Origin of the sequence: Muricoccus radiodurans (genome assembly GCF_050154705.1) — a bacterium.
GTDB classification, from domain to species: domain Bacteria; phylum Pseudomonadota; class Alphaproteobacteria; order Acetobacterales; family Acetobacteraceae; genus Roseomonas; species Roseomonas radiodurans.
In genome coordinates, this window is the sequence record NZ_CP189561.1 from 747,140 (window position 1) to 771,128 (window position 23,989).

Annotated in this window: 21 protein-coding genes; 12 read left to right on the top strand and 9 right to left on the bottom strand. The window is 71.1% G+C overall.

Going from position 1 to position 23,989, the window contains the following annotated elements; translation table 11 throughout:
* Positions 1–117: 117 nt before the first annotated feature.
* Together ACP6CK_RS03685 and ACP6CK_RS03690 are read right to left on the bottom strand one after the other, a co-directional pair.
* Positions 118–1,899, bottom strand: a complete 1,782-nt coding sequence (locus tag ACP6CK_RS03685) for an adenine deaminase (RefSeq protein ID WP_426957416.1) — start codon at positions 1,897–1,899, stop codon at positions 118–120.
* Positions 1,896–3,458, bottom strand: coding sequence for an ABC transporter substrate-binding protein (locus tag ACP6CK_RS03690; RefSeq protein WP_426957417.1), 1,563 nt, complete (start codon positions 3,456–3,458; stop codon positions 1,896–1,898). Before ACP6CK_RS03690 ends, ACP6CK_RS03685 begins: the two co-directional genes overlap by 4 nt.
* A gap of 87 nt (positions 3,459–3,545) precedes the next feature.
* Here ACP6CK_RS03690 and ACP6CK_RS03695 point away from each other — a divergent pair, with 87 nt between their 5' ends.
* Together ACP6CK_RS03695 and ACP6CK_RS03700 are read left to right on the top strand one after the other, a co-directional pair.
* Positions 3,546–4,736 (top strand): amidohydrolase, encoded by a 1,191-nt coding sequence (locus tag ACP6CK_RS03695; protein WP_426957418.1) that lies wholly within the window; start codon positions 3,546–3,548, stop codon positions 4,734–4,736.
* Positions 4,733–5,659 (top strand): nucleoside hydrolase, encoded by a 927-nt coding sequence (locus ACP6CK_RS03700; RefSeq protein WP_426957419.1) that lies wholly within the window; start codon positions 4,733–4,735, stop codon positions 5,657–5,659. The genes ACP6CK_RS03695 and ACP6CK_RS03700 overlap by 4 nt, the downstream gene beginning before the upstream one ends.
* Before the next feature lie 7 nt (positions 5,660–5,666).
* Here the strand turns inward: ACP6CK_RS03700 and ACP6CK_RS03705 are convergent, their stop codons facing one another.
* On the bottom strand, positions 5,667–5,951 hold the full coding sequence (locus ACP6CK_RS03705; protein WP_426957420.1) for a hypothetical protein: 285 nt from the start codon (positions 5,949–5,951) through the stop codon (positions 5,667–5,669).
* Positions 5,952–6,070: 119 nt separating this feature from the next.
* On the opposite strand from ACP6CK_RS03705, the gene ACP6CK_RS03710 reads away from it, so the two are divergent.
* The 9 genes from ACP6CK_RS03710 (at position 6,071) to ACP6CK_RS03750 (ending at position 16,571) form a co-directional block, all read left to right on the top strand.
* The gene (locus ACP6CK_RS03710; RefSeq protein ID WP_426957421.1) at positions 6,071–6,802 is read left to right on the top strand and encodes a glycerophosphodiester phosphodiesterase; all 732 of its coding nucleotides are present in this window, start codon (positions 6,071–6,073) and stop codon (positions 6,800–6,802) included.
* Positions 6,803–6,885: 83 nt separating this feature from the next.
* Positions 6,886–7,701: an ABC transporter ATP-binding protein gene (locus ACP6CK_RS03715; protein WP_426957422.1), complete on the top strand. Its 816-nt coding sequence runs from the start codon at positions 6,886–6,888 to the stop codon at positions 7,699–7,701.
* Positions 7,698–9,590 (top strand): AMP-binding protein, encoded by a 1,893-nt coding sequence (locus ACP6CK_RS03720; protein ID WP_426957423.1) that lies wholly within the window; start codon positions 7,698–7,700, stop codon positions 9,588–9,590. The genes ACP6CK_RS03715 and ACP6CK_RS03720 overlap by 4 nt, the downstream gene beginning before the upstream one ends.
* Entirely contained in the window at positions 9,590–10,483 is an 894-nt protein-coding gene (locus tag ACP6CK_RS03725; protein ID WP_426957424.1) for a branched-chain amino acid ABC transporter permease, read from the top strand. The genes ACP6CK_RS03720 and ACP6CK_RS03725 overlap by 1 nt, the downstream gene beginning before the upstream one ends.
* 3 nt (positions 10,484–10,486) lie before the next feature.
* Positions 10,487–11,554 (top strand): branched-chain amino acid ABC transporter permease, encoded by a 1,068-nt coding sequence (locus ACP6CK_RS03730; RefSeq protein WP_426957425.1) that lies wholly within the window; start codon positions 10,487–10,489, stop codon positions 11,552–11,554.
* A gap of 40 nt (positions 11,555–11,594) precedes the next feature.
* Positions 11,595–12,878, top strand: coding sequence for an ABC transporter substrate-binding protein (locus ACP6CK_RS03735; protein ID WP_426957426.1), 1,284 nt, complete (start codon positions 11,595–11,597; stop codon positions 12,876–12,878).
* A complete protein-coding gene (locus ACP6CK_RS03740; protein ID WP_426957427.1) occupies positions 12,878–13,714 on the top strand; it encodes an ABC transporter ATP-binding protein in 837 nt (278 codons plus the stop codon). The genes ACP6CK_RS03735 and ACP6CK_RS03740 overlap by 1 nt, the downstream gene beginning before the upstream one ends.
* A complete protein-coding gene (locus ACP6CK_RS03745; RefSeq protein WP_426957428.1) occupies positions 13,711–14,946 on the top strand; it encodes a phenylacetate--CoA ligase family protein in 1,236 nt (411 codons plus the stop codon). Before ACP6CK_RS03740 ends, ACP6CK_RS03745 begins: the two co-directional genes overlap by 4 nt.
* Positions 14,943–16,571, top strand: coding sequence for an AMP-binding protein (locus ACP6CK_RS03750; RefSeq protein ID WP_426957429.1), 1,629 nt, complete (start codon positions 14,943–14,945; stop codon positions 16,569–16,571). Before ACP6CK_RS03745 ends, ACP6CK_RS03750 begins: the two co-directional genes overlap by 4 nt.
* Positions 16,572–16,575: 4 nt before the next feature.
* On the opposite strand, the gene mepA is transcribed toward ACP6CK_RS03750, so the two are convergent.
* The gene (mepA, locus tag ACP6CK_RS03755; RefSeq protein ID WP_426957430.1) at positions 16,576–17,397 is read right to left on the bottom strand and encodes a penicillin-insensitive murein endopeptidase; all 822 of its coding nucleotides are present in this window, start codon (positions 17,395–17,397) and stop codon (positions 16,576–16,578) included.
* A gap of 53 nt (positions 17,398–17,450) precedes the next feature.
* On the opposite strand from mepA, the gene ACP6CK_RS03760 reads away from it, so the two are divergent.
* Entirely contained in the window at positions 17,451–18,689 is a 1,239-nt protein-coding gene (locus ACP6CK_RS03760; RefSeq protein WP_426957431.1) for a glycosyltransferase, read from the top strand.
* Positions 18,690–18,725: 36 nt separating this feature from the next.
* Here ACP6CK_RS03760 and ACP6CK_RS03765 read toward each other — a convergent pair whose 3' ends face one another.
* From ACP6CK_RS03765 to ACP6CK_RS03785, 5 genes are all read right to left on the bottom strand, one after another.
* Positions 18,726–19,019 carry a hypothetical protein gene (locus ACP6CK_RS03765; protein ID WP_426957432.1) on the bottom strand — a complete coding sequence of 98 codons (294 nt, stop codon included), beginning with the start codon at positions 19,017–19,019 and terminating at the stop codon, positions 18,726–18,728.
* Positions 19,020–19,130: 111 nt separating this feature from the next.
* Complete coding sequence (locus tag ACP6CK_RS03770; protein WP_426957433.1) at positions 19,131–20,510, bottom strand: HlyD family type I secretion periplasmic adaptor subunit; 1,380 nt, start codon at positions 20,508–20,510, stop codon at positions 19,131–19,133.
* Positions 20,507–22,333, bottom strand: coding sequence for a type I secretion system permease/ATPase (locus ACP6CK_RS03775; RefSeq protein WP_426957434.1), 1,827 nt, complete (start codon positions 22,331–22,333; stop codon positions 20,507–20,509). Before ACP6CK_RS03775 ends, ACP6CK_RS03770 begins: the two co-directional genes overlap by 4 nt.
* Positions 22,334–22,440: 107 nt before the next feature.
* A complete protein-coding gene (locus ACP6CK_RS03780) occupies positions 22,441–23,400 on the bottom strand; it encodes a glycosyltransferase (RefSeq protein ID WP_426957435.1) in 960 nt (319 codons plus the stop codon).
* On the bottom strand, positions 23,397–23,828 hold the full coding sequence (locus ACP6CK_RS03785) for a GtrA family protein (protein WP_426957436.1): 432 nt from the start codon (positions 23,826–23,828) through the stop codon (positions 23,397–23,399). Before ACP6CK_RS03785 ends, ACP6CK_RS03780 begins: the two co-directional genes overlap by 4 nt.
* Between the last annotated feature and the right edge of the window lie 161 nt (positions 23,829–23,989).

The window sequence follows — 23,989 nt, forward strand, 5'->3', positions numbered from 1 at the left end:
GTGGCGCCGTTCGGGCTGACGCCGGGCGGCCGGACTTTCGCGTGTTAAAGATGCTGACGCAATCGCCTCTCAAACGGTCGTGCCGCGGCATGGCGCAGAAGCCACGCCGTGACACGGTCAGGCGGCGAGCGGCTCGGCCGGGTCCACCAGGGCGCCCGTCCCGCCATCCGAAATCCCGAGGTCGGTCGGGTGAGGGCCGGGGTTGCAGGCCAGGGACACGCCCGTGACGGAGCGGAAGACGCGGTGCGGCAGCTTCCAGTCCATCACCGCGTCCGCGGCAGCCCGCAGTTTCGCGAAGGCGGCCGCGGTCTCGGCGGGGGGCGTCTCCGCGAGCAGCCCGGCAATCGGCAGGGGCAGCACCCCGGTGACCTGCCCGCGCGACGCCACGGACATTCCGCCGCCACAGGCGATCAGCGCGTTGGCGGCGGCCGCCATATCCGCGGGGTCCCGCCCGATGACCAAAAGATTGTGATTGTCGTGGCTGATCGTCGTGGCGATCGCGCCGCGGGGCTCATCCCAACCATCGGCGAGGCAGACCATCGGAGTCGGATCCCGCCGGCCGTGGCGGTGCAGGACGGCGATCAGCACATGGCCGGGCGGCACCTCGGCGACGCCGGCGCGCACGGTCACCGTCGCCTCCCGCCAGGCGACCACCCGCACGCCGCCGACCACCGGCAGGCGGGCCGTTCCGTCCCCGACCCCGTGAACCTTCAGGGCGAAGGCCTCGACCGGCTGGGGCGGGATCTTCACCGTGTCGCGGAGGGCGTCGGCCCGCAGCTCGCGGGGCAGTTCCTCCACCATGGCGCCGTCCTTCGCGACGAGTCGTCCGCCGGCATAGACCCGCGCGACGGTCACGGTGCGAAGGTCCGAGAGAACCGCGATCTCCGCACGGCGCCCGGGGGCCACGAGGCCGATGTCGTCCCGCTTCAGCCGCATCGCCCCGTGGAAGCTCGCGATCCGCAGGGCGTGGATCGGGTCCAGCCCGCGGGCGATCAGCCGGGCCATCACGTCCCGCAGCCCGCCCTTCTCCATGAGCTCGTCCGGGAAGATGTCGTCGGTGCACAGGACGAGGTTCGCCGGCAGCATCGGCAGCGAGTTGAGGGCCTCGACCACCTCCGGCAGCACGGGGTCGTGGCTGCCGCGCAGCTCCACCGTCAGGCCGGCGCGCAGCTTCTGAAGGAAGTCCTCCGCCCCCATGATCTCGTGATCCGAGGTGACCCCGGAGGCGGCATAGGCCTGGAGGGTCGGCCCGATCAGGTCCCGGGCGTGGCCGTTGACGTTCTTGCCCGACTCCAGCCCGGCCTCGACGATGCCCGCCATCTCCGGCCGGGCGTTCAGGACGCCGGCCATGTCCATCACCTCCGCGACGCCCGAGACCTCCGGCCAGGAGAGCATCTCCGCCATCTCGGCTGGCCCGATGTCGGCCCCGGCCAGCTCCAGTCCTGGGGCGGAGGGGACGCAGGACGGCGCGGCGACCAGCACCCGCAGGGGCAGGTTCCGGGATTGGTCCACGGCCCAGCGTACCCCCGGCACGCCGAGGACATTCGCCAGCTCGTGCGGGTCCCAGACGGTGGTGAGGGTGCCGTGGGGGACCACGGCGGTGGCGTAGTCCACCGGGGCCATGAAGGAGGATTCGAAGTGCAGGTGGCTGTCGATGAATCCGGCGGTCAGGAACATGCCGCTCACGTCATGCGTCTCGACCGCGTCCGACCGGGACCCCGGCGGATGGACCGACGCGATCAGGCCGCCGACGATGCCCACATCGGCCGGCCGCAGCTCGCAGGTGGCAAGGTCCACGACGGTGCCGCCGGTCAGCAGGAGGTCGAAGGGTTCCCTGCCCTGGGCGGCTCGGATGGCGGCGGGGCGGGCGGCGTCCACGCCGAAAGCGAAGTCATTCATCGGGCACGTCCTGCGGAGTGGGCGAGGGTCATTTCATCGGTGCGCGGCTCATAGGTCAGTCCGCGGCGTATCGCCCAGGTGTTCACCTGGAAATAGAGCGGGATGAGAGCCGTTTCGTCCCGGATCGCTCGGCGGGTCGCCTCCTGAGTGAGGCGGGAACGCTCCCCGTCATCCATCGTCTGCCGGGCGCGCTGGATCAGGGCATCGATCTCCGGGTTCGCGAAACGGCCGCGGTTCGCTGTTCCCAGGCCCAGTGAGGTATTCCAGCTATGCACCTGAGTTTCCAACATTCCTACCACCTCCGGGTTGGGCGAGAAGCCCGCGAGGTTGACGCTGTATCGAAGCTGCGCCGCCTCGCTCAGCCAGGGGCCGCGGGGCTTCGTCTCCACCGTCGCGGTCATGCCGAGGCGGGTCCACATCTGGGCGATGGCCTGGACGATCTGCTCATCGTTGACGAAGCGGTCGTTGGGTCCGTTCACCTGCACCGCGAAGCCGTTGGGAAAGCCGGCCTCGGCCAGCAGGCGCCGCGCGCCCTCTACGTCTTGGACGGGCGCCGTCAGGTCGGGGGAGGTGCCAAAGTAGCCGGGCGGTCCCAGGTCGCCCGCCGGCAGGCCCTGGCCGCGCAGGACCCGCTCCACCAGCGCCTGCCGGTTGATGGCCAGGGACAGGGCCCGCCTGACCCGGGCGTCGCGCAGCGGGTTCGCGATCGGTCCGCCGCCCCGGGCATGGACGTGTGGGCTGTTCTCGCGATCGCTGTCGAGAGTGAGGAAGATCAGCCGGTTGGACGGGCTCTCTGCCGTGGTGAATCGGGAGTCTGTCCGAAACCGCTCGAACTGCTCGGGCGGGACGATCTCGATCAGGTCCACGTCGCCCGCATTCAGGGCCGCGACGCGGGAGGCGGCAGCTGGGATCGGCCGGAACTCCGCGCGCGCGAAGACCGGGGCGGTGCCGTGGAAGGCGGGGTTCCGCTCTATGACAAAGGGACTGCCGGGCTGCCATGAGACGTGGCGCCAGGGCCCGGTGCCAATCATCGCGCGGCCCGCATTATAGTCTGTGGTGGCCGCACCCTCTCCGTGGCGCTTCGAGACGATCATCACCAGCGCCAGATTGTTGGCGAGCAACGGCGTGGGCGCGTTCGTTCTCACGCGGATGACGCCCCCGCCGGCATCCTCCACCGCCGTCACCACGCGGGTGGCATAGCCGAAGGAGGAGGGCGAGTTCGGCACGTTCCCCGCCCGGGCGATGGTGAAGGCCACGTCCTCTGCCGTGACCGGCGCGCCGTCATGGAAGCGCGCGCGGGGGTCCAGGGTGAACTCCCAGGTCGTGTCGTCCACCACCCGCCAGGCGCTCGCGATGGCGGGACGCAGGGCCTGCCGGTGGTCCTGCTCGACCAGCGGCTGGAACACGTGCCGGGCGAAGGCGATGTTCGTGATGAGGCTGGCGTAATGCGGATCGAGGCTCGTCGGTCCGGCCTCCACCCCCACGCGGAGCACCTCCTGCGCGCCGGACGCGCTCGGAAGGATCAGGGCGGCGGCGAGAAGGGCGGCGCGGAGGCGCATGCGGTCGGAGCTCCGGCGGCTGGCTTGGCGAGGGTCGGGGCAAACTGGCATGGTCGCCCGCCCGCCTCAACGGAGCCTGTACGATCCATGCCGACCGAGGAGGCCCTTCGCCCGCTCGCGGAGACGATGACGGCGTGGCGCCGCGACCTGCACGCCCATCCCGAGCTCGGCTTCGAGGAGACCCGGACCGCCGCCCTGGTAGCGTCGGAGCTGCGGGCCGCCGGCATCGCGGTCGAAGAGGGGATCGCCCGGACCGGGGTGGTGGGCACGCTCCGCGGCACGGGTGGAGGAGCGGGCGGGAACCGGGCCATCGGGCTGCGGGCCGACATGGATGCCCTGGCCATGGAGGAGGCGACCGGCGCGCCCTGGTCCAGCCGTTCTCCCGGCAGAATGCACGCCTGCGGGCATGATGGGCACACCGCGATGCTGCTGGGCGCGGCGAAGTGGCTGGCCGCGAACCGCGAGCGCTTCGCCGGGACCGTTCATCTGATCTTCCAGCCCGCGGAGGAATCGCGGGGCGGTGCCCAGGCCATGCTGTCCGACGGGCTGTTCGACCGCTTCCCCGTCGACGCGGTGTACGGCCTGCACAACCTCCCCGGCCTGCCGCTCGGCCATGTGGCGGTGCCGAAGGGGCCGGTGCTGGCGAGTTCCGACACCTGGGAGGTCCGCTTCCGGGGCCGGGGCACGCACGGGGCGAAGCCGCATCTCGGCACCGACGCCACCCTCGCCGCGGCGCAGTTCATCGCCGCCCTGCATTCCATCATCGCCCGGGAGATGGACCCCATGGCCACGGGGGTGCTCTCGGTCGGCCACATCGCGGCGGGGCACCCGGAGGCGCCGAACGTCATCCCGGCGGAGGTTCTTGTCCGCGGCACTGCCCGTGCCCTGACACCGGAGGTCCGGGACCTGCTGGAAGCGCGGTTCGCCGGTCTCGCGCGCGGCGTGGCCGGGACCCACGGGGTCGAGGCCGTGCCGCTCTACACGCGGCGGCTGCCGCCAACCGTAAACCACGCCGCCCAGGCCGCGGTGATGCACCGCGCGGCGCTGGCGACGGTCGGGGCGGGCGCCGCCCGGGACGATCACCCACCGATCACCGCCGGGGAGGACTTCGCCTGCATGCTGGAAGCCCGGCCGGGGGCCTATGCCTGGCTCGGCACCGGCGAGCCCGGCCATCCCGAGGGCTTCCACCACAACCCGCATTTCGACTTCAACGATGCGGCCCTGACGACCGGCGCCGCCTTTCTCTGCGGCATCGTCGAGGCGGAACTCGGCGCGTGAGCCGGCCCATCCTCATCGACTGCGATCCCGGCACGGACGACGCGATCGCCCTTTGGCTGGCGCTCGGTTCGCCGGAGCTCGACCTCCAGCTCGTGACCGTCTCCGGGGGCAATGCCGGGCTGGATCGAACCTTGGCGAACGCCTCGGCGATCTTGTCCCTGGCTGGCAGCGAGGTGCCGGTTGTGCCCGGGGCCGACCGGCCGCTGATGGGGCGCTTCACCGGAGATGTCCGCGTCCACGCCGCCGACGGTCTGGCGGGCGTCCCGCTGCCGCGGGGGCGCCCCCCCGCGCCGGGCCTCGCGGCTGACGCCATCCGGACCGCGCTGCGCGGGGCCGGGCCGGAAGAGCTCACCCTGATCGGCATCGCGCCCGCCACGAACCTCGCCTTGGCGCTCGCGACGGAGCCCGCCCTGGCATCGCGCGTTCGAGAGATCGTGCTGATGACCGGCGCTTGGGGAGAGGGGAATTGGACCCCGGCCGCCGAGTTCAATGCCGCGAGCGATCCCGAGGCGCTGTCCGTCCTGCTCATGGCCGGGGTACCGGTGACCCTCGTGACCCTCGAGTTGACGGCCCAGGCGCTCGTCACGCCCGAGCGGATCTCGGCCATCCGGGCGCGCGGCGGCGGTGCCTGCCTCCGCGCGGCCTGCGACATCCTGGCCACGACGCCGCCCTCCCGCAGGCTGGGCGGGGCGGGTCACCCGCTGCACGATCCCTGCGCGATCGCCTGGCTTGTGGCCCCGGCGCTTTTCAGCACCCGCCCCGCCGCCGTCTTGGTGGAGGGTGGCAGCGGGCCCGGGCGTGGGCGCACCCATGTGGACCGCTGGGGCCGGACCTCCGCGGACCCGAATGCCGCCGTGGCGGAGACGCTGGACGCCGACGGCTTTTTCGCGCTGCTCGGCGAGCGGCTGGCCCGGCTGCCCTGAGCCGCGCCTAGTTCTGGGGTTGGGCTTGTTCCTGCATCCAGCGCCGTCCTTCGCCGGGCAAGCCATCGAGCGCCATGTCGCCCGTCAACCCGACCGCGAGGAGCATCCCGTCCAGTCCGGCACGGCGAAGGGCGCGGCGGAGATGGTCCGCCAGGTATTCCGGGGACACGCCTGTCGCGACGGCCATGCTCGTCCCCACCATCCAGTGGCTCTCGCTCAATTCCCAGACGGCCGCCTCCAGTACCTCGGCACCAGGCTGGGCGAGATCGTGGACGACGAGGCAGAGGGGCATCTCGACGGGTCCGATGGGGTGGTCCACTCGTCCTAAGGGTTACGCGGCGGGTGGGCCAGCAACGAAAGGTTGTATCCGCGGCGTGTTGCGACACGGCAACGTTAAAGCAGGAGAACGGGATGGTTCAGATCATCAGCCACCGCGGCGGCAGCTTTCTCTGGCCGGAGAACAGCTTGCTCGCCTTTCAAAACAGCATCGAGCTGGGGGCGGAGGTGCTGGAGTGCGACGTGCATCTCTCGCTGGATGGTGAACTGGTCGTGATCCACGACGCCACCCTGGACCGGACCACCGCGGGCCGTGGCCCCGTCGCGGATCGGACGGCGGAGGAGCTCGCCGCCACCCCCGTGCGCGGCGCCGGCGGGGAAGGCGTGCCACGGCTCCGTGAGCTGCTCGAACTCGTCGCGCCCTCGGAGGCGCTGCTGCAGGTGGAGATCAAGGACGACGCCCAGGGCCGCGCCTATCCGGGCGCGCTGGACAAGGTCCTGGCCGAGCTCGATTCGGCCGGCATGCGGGAGCGAGCGGGCATCATCGTCTTCGAGGCGCGGCTGGCGGCCGAGGCGGAGGCCGCGGGCGGACTCGACCACGTGGCCTGGCTCTTCGATGCGAAGGCGCTGCACCAGCTCGGCCTGCCCGGTGTGCTCGCGACCTCCCAGGCCTATGGCGTGGGGATGGTCGAGACGCATGAGAGCGGCATGACGCGGGACGTTCTGGACGGCTTGCGCGGGGCGGGGCTACGGGTCGGCGTCTGGGGCGCGAACCATGCGCCCGCGATCGCCCGAATGATGTCGCTGGGCGTGGATGCGATCGCGACGGACGACCCTGCGCTCGCGATGCGGATGCGCGGGGGGTAGCGCCCGGCCGCATGCCCCTTGCCGCCGGGCCGGGACAACCGGCATGGTCGCGTCCAAGAAAAGACGTTCAGGGGGCGTTCGAGGTGGCGGCGGCCAGCGGTCCGGAGGGACCGATCCTGCAGGCGGAGGGCGTGTCGCTGCGCTTCGGAGGCGTGCGCGCCCTGACGGACGTGTCCTTCTCCGTCCGTCCCGGAGAAGTCTTCTCGATCATCGGCCCGAACGGCGCCGGCAAGACCTCGATGGTGAACTGCGTCTCCGGCCGATATCGCCCGACCGAGGGCCGCATCCTGTTCGACGGGCAGGACATTACCCGGCTGCGGCCCAACCGCCGGGCCGCGGTCGGCATCGGCCGCACCTTCCAGAACCTGGCGCTGTTCGGCCACATGACGGTGCTGGACAACATCATGGTGGGGCGCCACCACCTCCTCCGCTCGGGCTTCCTCTCCGGCATGGCCTACTGGTTCGGCGGCGCCCAGCGGGAGGAGCTGGCGCATCGCCGGGAGGTCGAGGAGATCATCGACTTCCTGGAAATCCAGCACGTCCGCAAGGCGCCAGCCGGCACGCTGCCCTACGGGCTGCGCAAGCGGGTGGAGCTGGCGCGGGCCATCGCGCTGCGGCCGAAGCTGATCCTGCTGGACGAACCGATGGCGGGCATGAACCTCGAGGAGAAGGAGGACATGGCCCGCACCATCCTCGACCTCAACGAGGAGTGGGGCATGACCGTCCTGATGATCGAGCACGACATGGGCGTGGTGATGGACATCTCGCACCGCGTCATGGTGCTGGACTTCGGTCGCAAGCTGACGGAAGGGCGGCCGGAGGAGGTGATGGCGCATCCGGAGGTCCGCCGCGCCTATCTGGGCGAGGAGGACGAGATCCCGGCGGAGGTCGCCGCGTGACGGCGCCAGAGGTCACCCTGCCGCGGCTGCTGCGCCGCAACGCGCACACACACGGCCAGGACATCGCGCTCCGCGTGAAGTCGTTCGGAATCTGGCGGTCCTTCTCCTGGGGAGACTACGAGGCGCGGACCCGGGCCATGGCGCTCGGTCTGCACGGAATGGGCTTCGGCGCGGAGGACGTGGTCGCGCTGATCGGCGACAACCGGCCGGACTGGGTGATGGGGGAGATCGCGGCCCACGGGGTCGGCGCGCGTTCGCTCGGGGTCTACCGGGACGCACTGGAAGACGAGGTTGCCTACCTCCTGTCCCATGCCGGCGCGACGGTCGCGATCGCCGAGGATGAGGAGCAGGTGGACAAGCTGCTCGGCATCGCGGACTCCGTCCCGGGCCTTCGGCGCATCGTCTATTCCGATCCGCGAGGGATGCGGAAATATTCGGATCCCCGCCTGCTGCCGATGGCGGAGTTGATCGCTTCGGGGGAGGCGGTGCACGCCGCGGACCCAACCGCCTGGGACCGGCTGGTGGACGCGACGGACGGGGAGCGGGTCGCGATCCTCTGCACCACATCCGGCACCACGGCGCGGCCGAAGCTGGCCATGCTGTCCGGGCGCGCTCTGATCCGGCACGTGGAGAGCTACGTGGCCGCCGATCCCAAGGGCCCGGACGACGAATACGTGTCGGTCCTTCCGCTGCCCTGGATCATGGAGCAGATCTACGCCCTCGGCTTCGGGCTGGTCTCGCGGATGCGGGTCTCCTTCGTCGAGGAGCCGGAGACGATGATGGCCGACTTCCGCGAGATCGGGCCGAGCTTCGTACTCTTCGCGCCGCGGGTCTGGGAGGGCCTGGCTGCGGAGGTGCGGGCGCGGGTGATGGACGCCTCCCCGCTGAAGCGCCGCGCCTTCGATCTCGGGATGCGGCTCGGGCTGGCGGCGCAGGAGAAGGGCCGGCGGTCCCGTCTCGCGGACCTCATCCTGTTCCGGGCGTTGCGGGACCGGTTGGGATTCACGCGCCTGACCTCCGCGGCGACCGGCGGCGCGGCTTTGGGGCCGGACACCTTCCGCTTCTTCCAAGCCATGGGCGTTCCGCTGCGCCAGCTCTACGGCCAGACCGAACTGCTGGGTGCCTATACCCTCCACCGGCCGGGGGACGTGAACTTCGACACGGTGGGCACGGCCTTCGAGGGGGTAGAGCTGCGCATCCACGAGCCCGACGCGAACGGAGTCGGCGAGATCGTCACCCGCCACGGCAACATGTTCAGCGGCTATCACGGGATCGAGGGAAACTCCGACCTGCGGGATGGCTGGCTGCATACCGGGGACGCCGGCTACTTCGATAAGGCGGGGCACCTCGTGGTCATCGACCGCATCAAAGACATCGCGACGACCTCGCGCGGGGAGCGCTTCTCTCCGCAATACATCGAGAACAAGCTGAAGTTCTCCCCCTACGTCGCCGAGGCGGTGGTGCTGGGGGACGGGCGGCCGCACCTGGCGGCGCTGATCTGCATCCGCTTCCCGATCGTATCGAAATGGGCGGAGCGGAACCGGATCGCGTTCACCACCTACACCGATCTGTCGGCGCGCCCGCAAGTCCTCGCACTGCTTCGGGCCGAGGTGGAGAAGGTGAACGCCACCCTCCCGCCGCCGCAACGCATCCGCGACTTCGTGCTGCTCTACAAGGAGCTGGACGCGGACGACGAGGAACTGACCCGCACCCGCAAGGTCCGACGCGGCGTCATCAACGAGAAGTACGGCGCCATCATCGAGGCCATCTACGCCGGCGAGGAGGCGATCCCGGTGGACACCACCATTACCTTCCAGGACGGCACGCGGCAGCGCATCCGCACCACCCTGGCCGTCTCGTCCGCCGCGCCGGCGAAGGAGGCCGCCTGATGGACGGCACGCTCCTCTTCCAGCTCGTCCTCAACGGGCTGATCGTCGGCGCGCTTTACGGCGTCGTCGCGATGTCCTTCGTCCTCATCTATAAGGCGTCGCAGGTCGTGAATTTCGCCCAGGGCGAATTCCTCCTCGTCGGCGCCTGGGTCTGCTGGTGGTTCCTGACAGACTGGCAGCTTCCCTTCGTTGTCGGCTTCCTCTTCACCCTCGTCTTCATGACGCTGTTCGGGATGATCCTGCAGGTCGTCGTGCTCAGGCCCCTGATCGGGGAGCCGGTGATCTCCGTGATCATGGCCACGATCGGGCTCGGCATCTTCTTCCAGGCCCTGATGAAGTGGATCTTCGGCGTGTTCGCGAAGCCATTCCCGCCGGTCTTCTCGGCCGAGCGCGTGTCGGTGCTCGGGCTGGAGGTCCAGCCGGTCTACCTTCTCTCCCTCGTGATTTCCGTCGGGATCATGGCCGGCTTCGGCTGGTTCTTCCGCTCCTCCAAGCACGGGCTGGCGATGCGGGCCACGGCCTTCGACCAGCAGGTCGCGCAGTCGCTCGGTGTGTCGGTGCCGCGGGTGTTCGCCATGTCCTGGGCGATCTCGGCCGTGGTGTCGGCGGTGGCGGGGGTTACCGTGGGGATGGTGAACGGAGTGTCCTCGGCGCTGTCCTTCTACGGGATCAAGGTCTTCCCGGCGGTCATCCTCGGCGGGCTGGATTCCATTCTCGGCGCGGTGCTGGGCGGGCTCATCGTCGGCGTGCTCGAGAACGTCGCGCAGTACGTGGACAGCCAGTGGCTGAACTGGGGCAACATGTACCAGGTGGCCCCGTTCTATGCCCTCCTCATCATCTTGCTGATCAAGCCCTACGGCCTGTTCGGCACGAAGAACATCGAGCGGGTGTAGCCGATGGTGGCGATGACCCCGGCCGGCGACTTCCGGACCTCCTACCGCGCGGACAACACCATCTTTCCCACGCGCAACAGCCGGCTCGCGCTCTGGCTTGGCCTCGCCGTGCTGTGCTGCGCGCCCCTGGTGCTGGACCGCTATCTCCTCGGCCTGCTGATCAACATCGGCACCCTCGGCATCGCGGCGCTGGGGCTCAACATCCTGGTTGGCTTCACGGGGCAGATTAGCATCGGCCACGCGGCGTTCTTCGGCTTCGGTGCTTTTGCGTCCGCTTGGCTGCACGAGACCTTCGGCATCCCGGTCCTGCTCTGCATCCCGATCGCCGGGGTGATGACGGCGGTGGTCGGGCTGGTCTTCGGCGCCCCGGCGGCCCGGTTGAAGGGTCTGTACCTCGCCATCGCGACGCTTGCCGCCCAATTCATCCTGGAAGACTTCTTCGCCCGGGCCCGCTGGTTCACCGGTGGCGTCGCGGGTCGCATCACGGAGGCGCCCCAGATCGCTGGCCTGCGTCTCGACCGTGAAGAGACGTACTTCTATCTCGTGCTGGCGTTCGTCGTGGTGATGTTCGTCGCGGCTGCCAACCTCATGCGCACGCGGGATGGGCGGGCCCTGGTGGCGGTGCGGGACCACTATCTCTCCGCGGAGATCATGGGGATCAACCTCGCCTACTACCGCACCCTGTCCTTCGGCATCGCCTCCTTCTACGCGGGCATTGGCGGGGCTCTCTACGCCCACCACCTCCTCTTCGTGAGCGTGGAGGCATTCAACATCCTCTTCTCCATCCAGTTCCTGGGCATGGTCATCATCGGCGGCCTCGGCTCGATCATGGGCAGCCTGATGGGCGCGGCCTTCATGGTCGCCCTTCCCGAGGCGGTGCAGTCAATGGCTGACCTCTTGGCGGGCGGGGCCGTCGACCGGGCGCTGAAGATCGGCGGCAACATCTCCTTCTTACGGGAGATGGCGATCGGCGCCGCGATCATCCTCTTCCTCATCTTCGAGCCGGACGGCCTGGCGCGGCGCTGGCGGCTCATCCGGGCGTATTGGAAGCTGTATCCCTACTCGCATTGACAGGACCGCGCCGAAGCGCGGCCGAACGGAGGAACCAAGAATGAGGCTTGCCCTTGCCATCGCCGCCACTGTGGCCCTCGCAGCCCCGGCCCTGGCGCAGCAGCCGATCCCCATCGGGCACCTGATGGACAATTCCGGCGCCACTTCGGACGTCGGCGTGCCCTACGGGCAGGGCGTGGCGGACACGCTCGCCTGGGTGAACGCGAACCGCGGCGGGGTGGGTGGGCGGCGCCTGAATGTCTCGGGCTTTGACTACGGCTATCAGGCGCCCCGCGCCGTGTCCCAGTACCAGGCCTGGACGGGGCGGGAGCGGGTGGTCGCCATCCAGGGCTGGGGCACGGCCGACACCGAGGCGCTGGTCCGCTTCGTGAACCGTGACCGTATCCCCTTCATCTCCGGCTCCTACTCCGCCGCGCTGACGGATGCGGGCGGCCGGTCCGGCCGCCAGGGCGTGGAGGCCGCCCCCTACAACTTCTTCTACGGCCCTTCGTACTCGGACGCGCTGCGGGGGATGCTGCAATGGGCGGCGCAGGACTGGCGCCAGCGGGGCGGGCAGGGGCGCCCGAAATACGTCCACATGGGCGGCAATCACCCCTACCCGAACTCGCCGAAGGAGGCCGGCGAGGCGATGGCACGGGAGCTCGGCTTCGACGTGCTGCCGGCCATCACCTTCGCCCTGACCCCGGGTGACTACACGGCCCAGTGCCTGACACTGCGGCAGCAGGGGGCGAACTACGCCTATCTCGGCAACACGGCGGGGTCGAACATCTCCGTCCTGCGCGCCTGCCAGACGGCGGGGGTGCAGGTGCAGTTCATGGGCAATGTCTGGGGCATGGACGAGAATGCCATGAAGGCTGCGGGTACCGCGGCGAACGGCGTGGTCTTCCCCGTCCGCACCGGCGTCGTCTGGGGTCAGCAGGCGCCGGGGATGGAGACCATCCGGGCCATCTCCCGGGTGTCCGATCCCGCCGGCAACGCTTACCGCCCCGTGCACTACCTCGCCGGCGCCTGCGCCGCGATGCTGATGGTAGAGGCCATGGAGACCGCCGCGGCGAATGGCGGCCAGGTCACCGGGGAGCGCATCCAACAGGGCTTCTACGCACGCCGCGACTGGGTGCCCAACAGCTTCCAGGGCGTCTGCGTCCCGTCCAACTTCACCAACGAGGACCATCGCGGCACGATGCGCGTGGCCATCTACCGCGCTGTCGTGAGCGGCGACACCTCCCAGGGTTCGGTGCAGGACCTGATGGCCAACGGCACGATGAGGTTGGAGCCCGTCACCACGGTCGAGCTCGAGCGCAAGCGCGAGCTGCTGGGCTGGTGATGCTGGACACCGCGCAGCCGGAGGGGCAGGGGGGCGCCGCCGCGGCAGCCCCCTTGCTGGAGGTGTCGAACATCGAGGTCGTCTACTCCGACGTGATCCTCGTGCTGCGCGGTCTCTCCCTGGCGGTGCCGCGAGGGCAGATCGTCGCCCTCCTGGGCGCCAACGGGGCCGGGAAGTCGACGACCCTGAAGGCCATCTCCGGCCTTCTCCGCACCGAGGAGGGCGAGGTCACGCGCGGCGAGATCCGCTTCGGAGGGGAGCGCATCGACGGCATCGAGGCGCACGAGATCGTGCGGCGCGGTATCTTCCAGGTCATGGAGGGGCGACGGATCGTCGCCGACATGACCTGCCTCGAGAACCTCCGCCTCGGTGCCTTCACGCGGCGCGACAACGAGGTCCGTCGCGACATCGACATGGTCTATTCCTACTTCCCCCGGCTGAAGGAGCGCACGGGCCTCGCCGGCTATCTCTCCGGTGGGGAGCAGCAGATGCTGGCGATCGGGCGCGCCCTCATGGCCCGACCGAAGCTCATCCTGATGGATGAGCCCTCCATGGGCCTCTCGCCGCTGCTGGTGAAGGAGGTCTTCGGCATCATCCGCCGAATCAACGCGGAGCTCGGTGTGACGATCCTGCTCGTGGAGCAGAATGCGCGGATGGCGCTCTCCGTCGCCAGCTACGGCTACGTCATGGAGGGCGGCAAGGTGGTGCTCGACGGCACCGCGGAGGCGCTGGCCGCGAATGAGGACGTGAAGGAATTCTACCTCGGCGGCCACGGGGCCGAGCGGAAATCCTTTCGGAACCTGAAATCCTACAAGCGCCGGAAGCGCTGGCTGTGACAGACCACTTCGACGCACTCGAGACGCGGGATCCAGAGGCGCGGGAGGCGGCGCTGATGGTGCGCCTGCCGGCCTTCATGGCAACGGCGGCGAACGGCTCCGCGCATACGGCCCGGGTGCTGGCGGGCGTCACCCCGGCGGACATCACGTCTCGCGCGGCGCTCGCGCGCTTGCCGCTGACGCGGAAGTCCGACCTGATCGCCGATCAGGCCGCCGACCCTCCCTTCGCGGGCCTGAACGGCGTCCCGGTCGGGGCACTCGCGCGTATCTATGTTTCGCCCGGCCCCATCTACGAGCCGCAGGGGGAGGGGGTGGATCCCTTCCGCTTCGCCCGCGCGCTGCACGCCACGGGGCTGCGGCGCGGCGACATCCTGCAGAACTGCTTCGCCTATCACTTCACCCCGGCCGGCTTCATGCTGGAGGGCGGCGCCCGCGCGCTGGGCTGCCCCGTCATTCCCGCCGGTACCGGCAACACCGAGGCGCAGGCCCGGGCTGCCGCGCATCTCCGCCCGCGCGCCTATTCCGGCACGCCGGACTTCCTGCGCACGATCCTGGAGCGCGGCGACGAGCTGGGCTTAGACCTCTCCTCCATCCGGTTCGGCCACGTCTCCGGCGGCGCCTATCTGCCGCCGCTGCGGGCCTGGTACGCCGATCGCGGGCTGAAGGTCCTGCAATCCTACGCCACCGCCGAGTGCGGCGTCATCGCCTACGAGTCCGAGGCGCGGGAAGGCCTCATCCTGGACGAGGACGTCCTCGTCGAAATCGTCCGCCCCGGCACCGGCGATCCTGTTCCGGCAGGCGAGGTGGGCGAGGTGGTCGTGACCGTCTTCAACCCCGCCTATCCGCTGATCCGCTTCGCGACCGGCGACCTCTCCGCGATGCTCCCGGGGGTGTCCCCCTGTGGCCGGACGAACGGGCGCATCCGCGGCTGGATGGGCCGGGCGGATCAGGCGGCGAAGCTGCGTGGCATGTTCGTGCGCCCGGAGATGGTGGCGGAGATCACCCGCCGGGCCGAGATGACGGGCCGCGCCCGCCTCGTGCTGTCGGAGGCCGAGGGGCGCGACCGGATGGAACTGAGGGTGGAAGCGCCAGAGGAGGCCGGCCTCCGCGCCCGGCTCGCGGAGGCGCTGCATGACGTCACCCGGCTTCGGGGGGAGGTCGCGCTGGTGCCGCCCGGCACGCTGCCGAATGACGGCCGCGTCGTGGATGACACCCGCCCGGTCCCGCCATGACTCCCGTTCTTCCGCCGGGCGTGAGTGAGGCGGAGGTCCGCGCCGCGTTTCGATGGGACATCCCCGCCCGCTGCAACATCGCGTGGGACGCATGCGACCGCTGGGCCGACGGTACGGGGCGTCCCGCGATCCTGCATCTGCGCGAGGATGGCGGGGCCGAGACGCTGACCTTCGACGCGCTGCGCGCCGCCAGCGCACGCCTCGCCAACGTGCTGGAGGCGCGCGGCCTGTCCCGAGGCGACCGGGTGGCCGTGCTGCTGCCCCAATGCCCCGAGGCGGCCATCGCCCACCTCGCCGCCTACCGCATGGGCGCGATCGCCGTGCCGCTCTTCCAGCTCTTCGGAGCGGACGCGTTGGAGTACCGGCTGCGGGACAGCGGAGCGGTGGCACTGGTGACGGACCCCGTCGGCCTGACGAAGTTGGTGGAGATCCGCGACCGCCTGCCGGCGCTGCGCGCGGTCCTGTCCGCCGGAGGCGGCTCCGGCGCGCTCAACCTTGCCGCGGAGATGGGCCGTGCCAGCGACGACCACACTCCTGCCTATACCGGCCCCGACGATCCGGCGGTGATCATCTACACCTCCGGCACCACCGGCTCACCCAAGGGCGCGCTGCACGGTCATCGCGTTCTGCGCGGCCACCTGCCCGGCGTGGAGACGCCGCAGGAGGGCTTCCCGGCCGCCGGCGACCTGTTCTGGACACCCGCCGACTGGGCCTGGATCGGCGGTCTGTTCGACGTGCTGCTGCCGAGCCTTTTTCACGGCGTTCCGGTGCTCGCCCACCGGATGGCGAAGTTCGATCCGGAGTTCTGCTTCCGCCTGATGGCGGGACACGGCGTCACCCGCGCCTTCCTGCCGCCGACCGCGCTGAAGATGCTGCGCGCCGTGCCCGATCCCGCGCGGTTCGGCGCGCGCCCGCGCTCCGTCGGCAGCGGTGGGGAAAGCCTCGGCGCCGAGCTTCTGGACTGGGGCCGCGGCGCCTTCGGCGTCACGATCAACGAGTTCTACGGCCAGACCGAGTGCAACCTCGTCGTCTCGTCGCGCCACGGCCTCTTCCGCACGCCACCGGGCTGCATGGGGCGGGCCGTGCCGGGACACAGGGTGTCGATCCTTCTGCCGGACGGGCGGGAGGCCCCGGCCGGCGTCGCTGGCGCCATCGCGGTCCATCGGCCCGACCCCGTGATGTTCCTGGGCTACTGGAACAAGCCGGCGGAGACCGCGGCGAAGTTTCAGGGCGACTGGCTGCTGACCGGCGACCAGGGACGCCGTGAAGAGGATGGGAACATCGCCTTCCTCGGGCGCGACGACGACGTGATCACCTCCGCCGGCTATCGGATCGGCCCGTCCGAGGTGGAGGACTGCCTGCTCCGCCATCCCGCCGTCGCCATGGCCGCTGTGGTCGGGCTCCCGGACGCGCTGCGGACCGAGCGGGTCACGGCCGTGATCGTGCCGGCGGCGGGGGCGGTGCCCGGCCCGGCCCTGGCGGCGGCCATCCAGGCGCATGTGCGGGATCGGCTGGCCGCCCATCTCTACCCGAGGGAGGTCCACTTCGCCCACGCGCTGCCCATGACCGCCACCGGCAAGGTCATGCGCGGCGCCCTCCGGCGATCACTGTCCAGCGGAACCTGACGGGTCAGGGCGCGGACAGGACCCCCATGCAGGCCGCTGGCATACGCGGCGGCGGACCGGGCGGGCGCGGCGCCGGGCGGCGCGATTCCGGCGTCATCCACCAGTCCAGGCTCGCATCGCACCCGTCGCCGGCCGGGGGCGGCGGGATGTCGCGGCAATCCGGGCTGTCCGCCGGGCAGCGGAGGCGGATGTGCATGTGGCTGTCATGGCCGCGCCAGGGCCGGACCATCCGCAGCCAGGCCTCGCCCCGGTGCATCTGGCAGAGCGTCCGCTTGATGCCGTGGTTCACCAGCACCCGGTCCAGGCCCGGCGTCTCTGCCGCCAAGCGGATCAACCGGATATGCGCGGGGGTCAGGCGCTGCGGATCGGCGCCCGATTCGTCCGGCAGCACGACCGACGGCACGTCGATATGCTCCCGCGCCGTGACCGGCAGCGGCGGCTTTGTCCGCAGGTCCAGCCAGATATCGGCGTCGAGCCCGGTCTGGTGGCTCGCGTGGCCGTAGGGCAGGGGCCCGCCCCGCGCTTGGCCGAGATCGCCGATGTAGAGGTCCGGCAGCCCTGCCGCTCGAGCCCGACGCGCGATGTCCGCGATCGCGGCGAGCAGCACCGGATTTCCCCAGTAGCGGTTGCGGGAGGCGCGGATGACCTGCCACCCCGGCCCGTCCAGGGGCAGGGGCTGGGCGCCTTGCACGCACCCCAGCGATGTGCCTCCGATGCTGCGGGATGGGCCGGCAGACGGCCCGGGAACCGCCGCCCAGCGCGAGGCCGGCTGGCCGAGGGCCGGACCGGCGAGGACGAGGAACAGGACGAGCCAGCGATGCGCCATACCCTAGCATCCCCCCGCCCGCGGCGCACCGCCAGGGGCGGCCGCGCGCGCTGATGCGGATCCTTCTCGTCCACCCCAACTTCCCGGGCCAGTACGTCCACGTCATGCGCGCCCTGGCCGCCCGGCCTGGGGTGAAAGTGGCGGGGATCGGCGCCCGCCGCTACCCGGTGCCAGAGGGCGTGGACCTGCGCGTCTATGAGGTGCCCAAGGCGCCCGGGAGCGACGTCTTGGTCCGCGCCCGGCCGTTCCACGCCGCCGCCGCGCGCGGCGAGCGCACGGCGAAGGAGGCGTTGGACCTGCGGCGGGAGGGCTTCGTCCCCGACGTGGTCTGCAGCCACATCGGATGGGGCGACACGCTCTTCCTGAAGGACGTCTTTCCGGAGGCGGCGCTGCTCCTCTACGCGGAGTTCTTCTACAGCGTCGTCGGCGCCGATGTGGGCTATGAGCCCGGGAAGCCAGCGACCCTGCAGGACGCATTACGCATCCGCGGCATGAACGCGCCGCTGCTCTCGGCCATGCATGCCTCCGATTGGGGCATCGCGCCGACGCGCTGGCAGCGGGACCGCTTCCCCGAATGGTACCGCCAGCGCATGAGCCTCGTGCATGAGGGCGTGGACACGGGGGAATGCCGGCCCGACCCGGAGGCGCGCTTCACCCTGCCGGATGGCACGGTGCTGCGGCCGGGGGACGAGGTCGTCACCTATGTCGCTCGCGGCCTGGAGCCCTATCGCGGCTTCCCGACCGTCATGCGGGCCCTGCCACCTCTGCTGGAGGCTCGCCCGAACGCGCGCGTGATCCTCGTGGGCGGCGACGAGACGAGCTACGGCCGGGCGCCGCAGGGCCATGCGAGCTGGCGGGAGGCCATGCTGGCCGAGGTGGGACCGCTGGACCCCGCGCGCGTTCACTTCCTGGGCAAGATCCCGCATCCGGACCTGCACGCGCTCTTCCGCGTCTCGGCCGCGCACATCTACCTAACCGTCCCCTTCGTCCTCTCCTGGAGCGTGCTGGAAGCGATGGCCTGTGGGGCGCTGGTGATCGGCTCCGCCACGCCGCCCGTTCAGGAGGTGATCGAGGATGGGCGCAACGGGCTGCTGACCGACCTCTTCGACCCGCCGGCGCTGGCCCGGCGGATCGCAGCCGTCCTCGCGGATCCCGCCGCCCATGCGCCGATGCGGGAGCGGGCGCGCAAGACGGTGGTGGAGCGCTACGACCTCGCCCGGGTCACCTTGCCGCGGCAGCTGGCCGTGGTGGAGGCCCTGGCGGCAAAGAGGCGCCCCAAGACCTACGCCTGAGCGACCGACGCCTCGGCGGCGCCGCGAGCGAGAGGTTCAGCCCTGGAAGCGGAAGGCGGGGGGCAGGGGAGCGTTCTCGGTCGCGGCAGGCGGCGCCTCGGAAGCCGGCGCGGCGCGGGTCGCCTGCTCCTTTGCCTTCGCCTCGACCTCGCGCAACAGACGGGTGAGGCTGCCGGCGAGGGCGGGCAGTTGGGTCAGGGGCACCACGAGCATCCCGCTGGCCGCGGGCTTCCCATCGCCGCCCTGGACGGCGAGCGTCATACGCGCGACGCCGTGGCGCACATTCGCCTCGAGCACGCCGTCGGCGAAGATGATGGGGCTTTCTGCCATGGGATGTCCTGACGCCTGCGGATGCGATGTTGGGACGATCGGGCGCGTGAGTCGCGCGCCCGACCGACCCTCACTAGACCATCCTCTGGCCCGACGGAAACCGACGGGCCGCTACTGCTCGCGGAAGGCGCGGTGGAAGCTGTCGAGCAGCGGCTGGATCATGTAGCGGACGAAGGACCGCTCGCCGATCTGGATCTGGGCCTCGACCGGCATGCCCGGGCGCAGCACCACGTTCTCAAGCCGGGCGAGCTGCTCCTGATCGATGGCGATCTGGACGCGGTAGTATTCCTGCATCGTCCGCTCCTCCGCCGTCACGTCGCCGGCGACGACGGTGACCTCGCCGAGGAGGAAGGGGACGAGCCGCTGCTTGAAGGCGGGCAGGCGGATCTCGGCGCTGAGGCCGGTGTGCACCACGTCGATATCGTTCGGGGAGACGCGCACCTCGGCGATGAGCCGGTCGCGGGCGGGAACGAGGTCCATGACCGGCTCACCCGGCCGCACCACGGCGCCAGGGTTGAAGAAGCGGCTGTTCAGCACTGTCCCGTCCTCGGGCGCGACGATCTCGCGCCGAGCGGAGACGTCGTCGGCGGCGCGCAGCCGTTCCTCCGCCTCCGCAAGCCGGTTGCGGACGTCGCGTGCCTCGGTCGAGACCTCCTGCAGCCGCTGGTCGCGGGTCTGGCGAATCTGGCTCTGCGCCTCCGTGATCTGGGCGCGGGCGCGGTCGGTCTGGGAGTTCAGATCGGCCATCGTGCCCTCGGTGGAGGCGATCTGTCGCTGCAGCGCCAGCAGGCGCGGCATGCGCTCCAGCCCCTGGGCCACGAGGGTGCGGACGTCGGCCTCCTCACGCTTCAGGAGGTCGAGCTGCCGGCGCTGGCTGGCGATCTGCGCTTCGGCCGCGGCGCCCGTCGCGGTGAACTGGAGGATACGCGCCTCCAGCACCTGCAGCGCGGACCGCAGGCTCGCCTGGCGGGATTCGAAGAGGGTGCGCTGGCCATCCATCACCTCCCGCGCGCGCGGGTCAGTGGCGGCCGTCAGCTCGGCGGGGAAGGCGATGGTGTTCGCCTCGGCGATCTCGGCGGCGGCGCGGCTGTCCTGGGCCAGCAAGCCCCAACGCTGGGCCCGCAATGCCTCGCGCCCAGACGCGGCCTGCACGTCGTCCAGGCGGATCAGTGGCTGGCCGCGCTGGACCCGGTCGCCGTCGCGCACGAGGATCTCGCGGACGATGCCGCCCTCCAAGTGGGCGATCACGCGCCGGCTGCCCTCGGCCTTGATCAGGCCGGGCGCGATGGCCGCCTCGCTGAGGGGAGCGAGGAAGGACCAGGCCGCGAAGCCGCCGATGAAGGTCAGCAGCGCGAGGACGCCGAGGAGGATCGGCCCGCGGGTGCGCGGCCGCTCGGCCTCGATGACGATCTCGGGCCGCGGACGGAGGATGGCGGGCGGGGTGGCCGGACGGGCGACGAGGGGCGCGTCGGCGGCGGTGGTGAGGCTCATGCGGCGACTCCCGACTGCGGTGCCGGGGGCGTGGGCTCGGTGGGCTGGGCCACCTGCGGCGCCGGGGGGGCGGTCTCAGAGGGGCCCGGCACCGCTGGGCGGGCCGCGGGCCGCGCCGACGGCAGGACCGGGCGGGGACCCATGAGTTTCGCGAGGACGTCCGCTCTCGGCCCGAACATCTCCGCAGCCCCGTCCTTCATCACCAGCATCTTGTCCACGCCCTGCACGAGAGCCGGCTTGTGGCTGACGAGGACCACCGTGCAACCGATCGCCTTCAGCCGCGCGATGCCCGCGATCAGCAGGGCCTCCGCGTCGCCGTCGAGGCTGCTGTCGGGCTCGTCCAGGATGACCAGCCGAGGCTGGCCGTAGAGGGCGCGGGCGAGTCCGATCATCTGTCGCTGCCCGCCCGAGACGCCCGCGCCGCCGTCGCCGAGCTCGGTCTCGTAGCCGTTGGGCAGGCGCAGGATCGCCTCATGGCAGCCGGCGAGCTTCGCGGCCTCGTGCACCGCCTCGGGCGAGGCGTTCGGGTCCATGCGGGCGATGTTGCGGAACACCGTGCCCTCGAACAGCTCCACGTCCTGTGGAAGGTAGCCGATGTAGCGGCCGACATCCTCCCGCGCCCAGGTGGCGAGGTCGGCCCCGTCGAGGCGCGCGGCCCCCACGGCGGGCGCCAGCGTGCCGACCAGCAGCCGCAACAGCGTCGTCTTGCCCGAGCCGGAGGGACCGATGATGGCGAGGCTCTCGCCGGCCTCCAGGTTGAAGGTCACGCCCTTGATGATGGCCACCTGCTGGCCGGGCAGCGCCCAGGTCAGGCGCTCCGCCGTGAGCCGGCCCTTCGGGGCGGGAAGCGGCGCCGTTTCCGGCCGCAGCCGGGGCAGGGCCAGGAAGGTCTTCAGGCGCCCAAGGGACTGGCGCGCCTGCACCAGCCCCTTCCAGCCGCCGATCATTCCCTCCACCGGCGCCAGGGCCCGGCCCATGATGATCGAGCCGGCGATCGAGGCGCCCGAGGTCATCTGCTGGCGCAGCGTCAGCCAGGCTCCGACGCCGAGCACCGCGATCTGGACCGCCAGGCGCACGAAGCGGGTGATCCCCATCAGCACCCCCGCCCGGTCCGCTGCCCGCTGCTGCAGCGGCGTGGCCTGGGCCACGCCCTCCCGCCACTGACCGAGCAGCGCCGGGCCCATCCCCATCGCGTCCGCGACCTCGGCGTTGCGGGCAATGGCCTCGGCCCGGCGCTGGGCGCCCATGGCGGCGACGCTGGCCGCCTTGAGCGGGGCGGCGGTCGCCCACTCGCTCAGCAGGGTCAGGCCGAACAGGATCACGGCGCCGCCGAGCGCGATGCAGCCGAGCAGCGGGTGCAGGAGGAAGATCACCCCGAGGTAGATTGGCACCCAGGGCACGTCGAAGAGCGAGAGGGCCCCGGGTCCGGAAAGCCAGCCCCGGCAGACCCCCAGGTCCCGCAGCGCCTCCATCCTGTAGGGCCGGCCCCGAAGCGTGGCCTCGAGCGCCCGGGCAAAGCTCTCCGGCGCGACCCGCTGCTCGATCCACAGGCCGATCCGCTGCATGACTTGGCTGCGGACGGCGTCCAGCAGGGCCAGGAGCCCGATCGCGGCGATCGCGATGAGCGTGAGCCAGAGCAGCGTGTCCAGGCTGCGGGTCGCCAGCACCCGGTCGAAGACCTGCATCATGTACAGCGACACGGTCAGCTGCAGGAGGTTCACGACGAGGCTGAAAGAGCCCACCGCCATGAACTGCGACCGGCACGCCGATATCGCCCGCGCCAGCGCGTCCCGCGGTGCGTTCCTCAGCGTGAGCGGCGTCATGGTCCCGCTCCCGGCAACCCCTGCGAATCGGGCTGCCAGATCTGCCTTCTATAGAAACGGATCATGGGGTGCGTTCTGCCATCGGTCGCCCCGGAAAACCACTTTTATTAAGGCGCGTCTGTCCCGCGGGGCACAGGTCTGATGGGCTCGCCGGGCGGGGGCAGGGAGAGGTAGGCGATGCGCTTCGCCTCGATCCGGCCGCGCGTCACGGTGTGCAGGATCAGCCCGCAGGCGAGGGAGAGCGAGGCCAGGACCAAGAGGGCCACGGAGGCGAGGAAGGTGGGCATCCGTGGCACCAGCCCGGTGGTGAGGTACGTGGCGAGGACCGGGGCGAAAAGGCCGGCGGAGAGGACGAGGAGCGCCCCCGCCGTCAGGCCGAAGAAGGCGAGCGGCCGTTCCCGTTGGACCAGCGACACGATCGTCCGCAGGATCCGCCAACCATCGCGGTACGTCCGCAGCTTGGAGGCGGAGCCGGCGGGGCGCTCGGCATAGGGGGTGCGGACTTCGGCGACCGGCAGACGCAGTTCCAGCGCGTGGACGGTGAACTCGGTCTCGGTTTCGAAGCCTTCCGACAGGGCCGGGAAGGACTTCACAAAACGTCGGCTGAAGCAGCGGTAGCCCGACAGCATGTCGGTAATGCCGTCGCCGAAGACGAGGCGCACCATCCCGGTGAGCACCCGGTTCCCCAGCCGGTGCCCGGGTCGGTAGGCCCCGGCCGCCTCGGTCACCCGGACCGCGGTGACCATATCCAGCCGTTCCTCCAGCAGGACGCGGACCATGTCGGGCGCGGCGGCGGGGTCGTAGGTGCCGTCCCCGTCCACCAGCAGATACGCGTCTGCCTCGATGTCCGCGAACATGCGGCGGACGACGTTGCCCTTGCCCTGGCGACGCTCGGTCCGGACCACGGCCCCGGCGGCCGCGGCCGCCTCGGGGGTCCCGTCGGTCGAGTTGTTGTCGTAGACGTAGATCGTGGCCTGCGGCACGGCGGCCCGGAAGCCCGCCACCACGCCGGGAATGGCCACGGCCTCGTTGTGGCAGGGCACGAGGACGGCGACCCGGGCGCTCATGCAGGGCGGAACACGTAGCGGCGGGACAGCGCGAAATTCCCACCCATTCCGGCCAGCGCCCCGGCCGCTACCCCGATCACCGGGTGCGCCGCGACTACGGGCACCAACGTGATGAGGAGCGCGTAGGTCCCGTAGTTCATCGCGAAGCCGATCAGGTTGACCGCCAGGAACAGCGCCCATTGCTGCCCGGCCGGCGCCTGGGCCGCCGCGCGGAAGGTCCAGGCCCGGTTGAGCGCCCAGGTCGTCGTGGCCGCCGCGAGATACGACAGAACGCGGCCGCCATAGAGGCCGGCACCTGCCCAGATCGCGGTGTAGAGGACGGCGGAATCCACGACGAAGCCGGCCGTGCCCACCGCGCCGAAGCGCAGGAACTGCGCGGCAAAGGCCGTTTGGGCCGGCGAGGGCCGGGCGGGAAAGGGAAGGGGCATCGCGCGGTCCAGGAAGGGCCTCCGGGGCGCCGGGGGCTTGGCCGGCCGCGGCACTCTCCGTCAAGCTCGTGGCCGGAGTGCGGCGGCGGCGGCCTGCAGTCCGGCGGGGCTTGCGCCGGCGCGGCGGCTGGGCTCCCTTCCCGGCCGGAGCGTTTCACCAA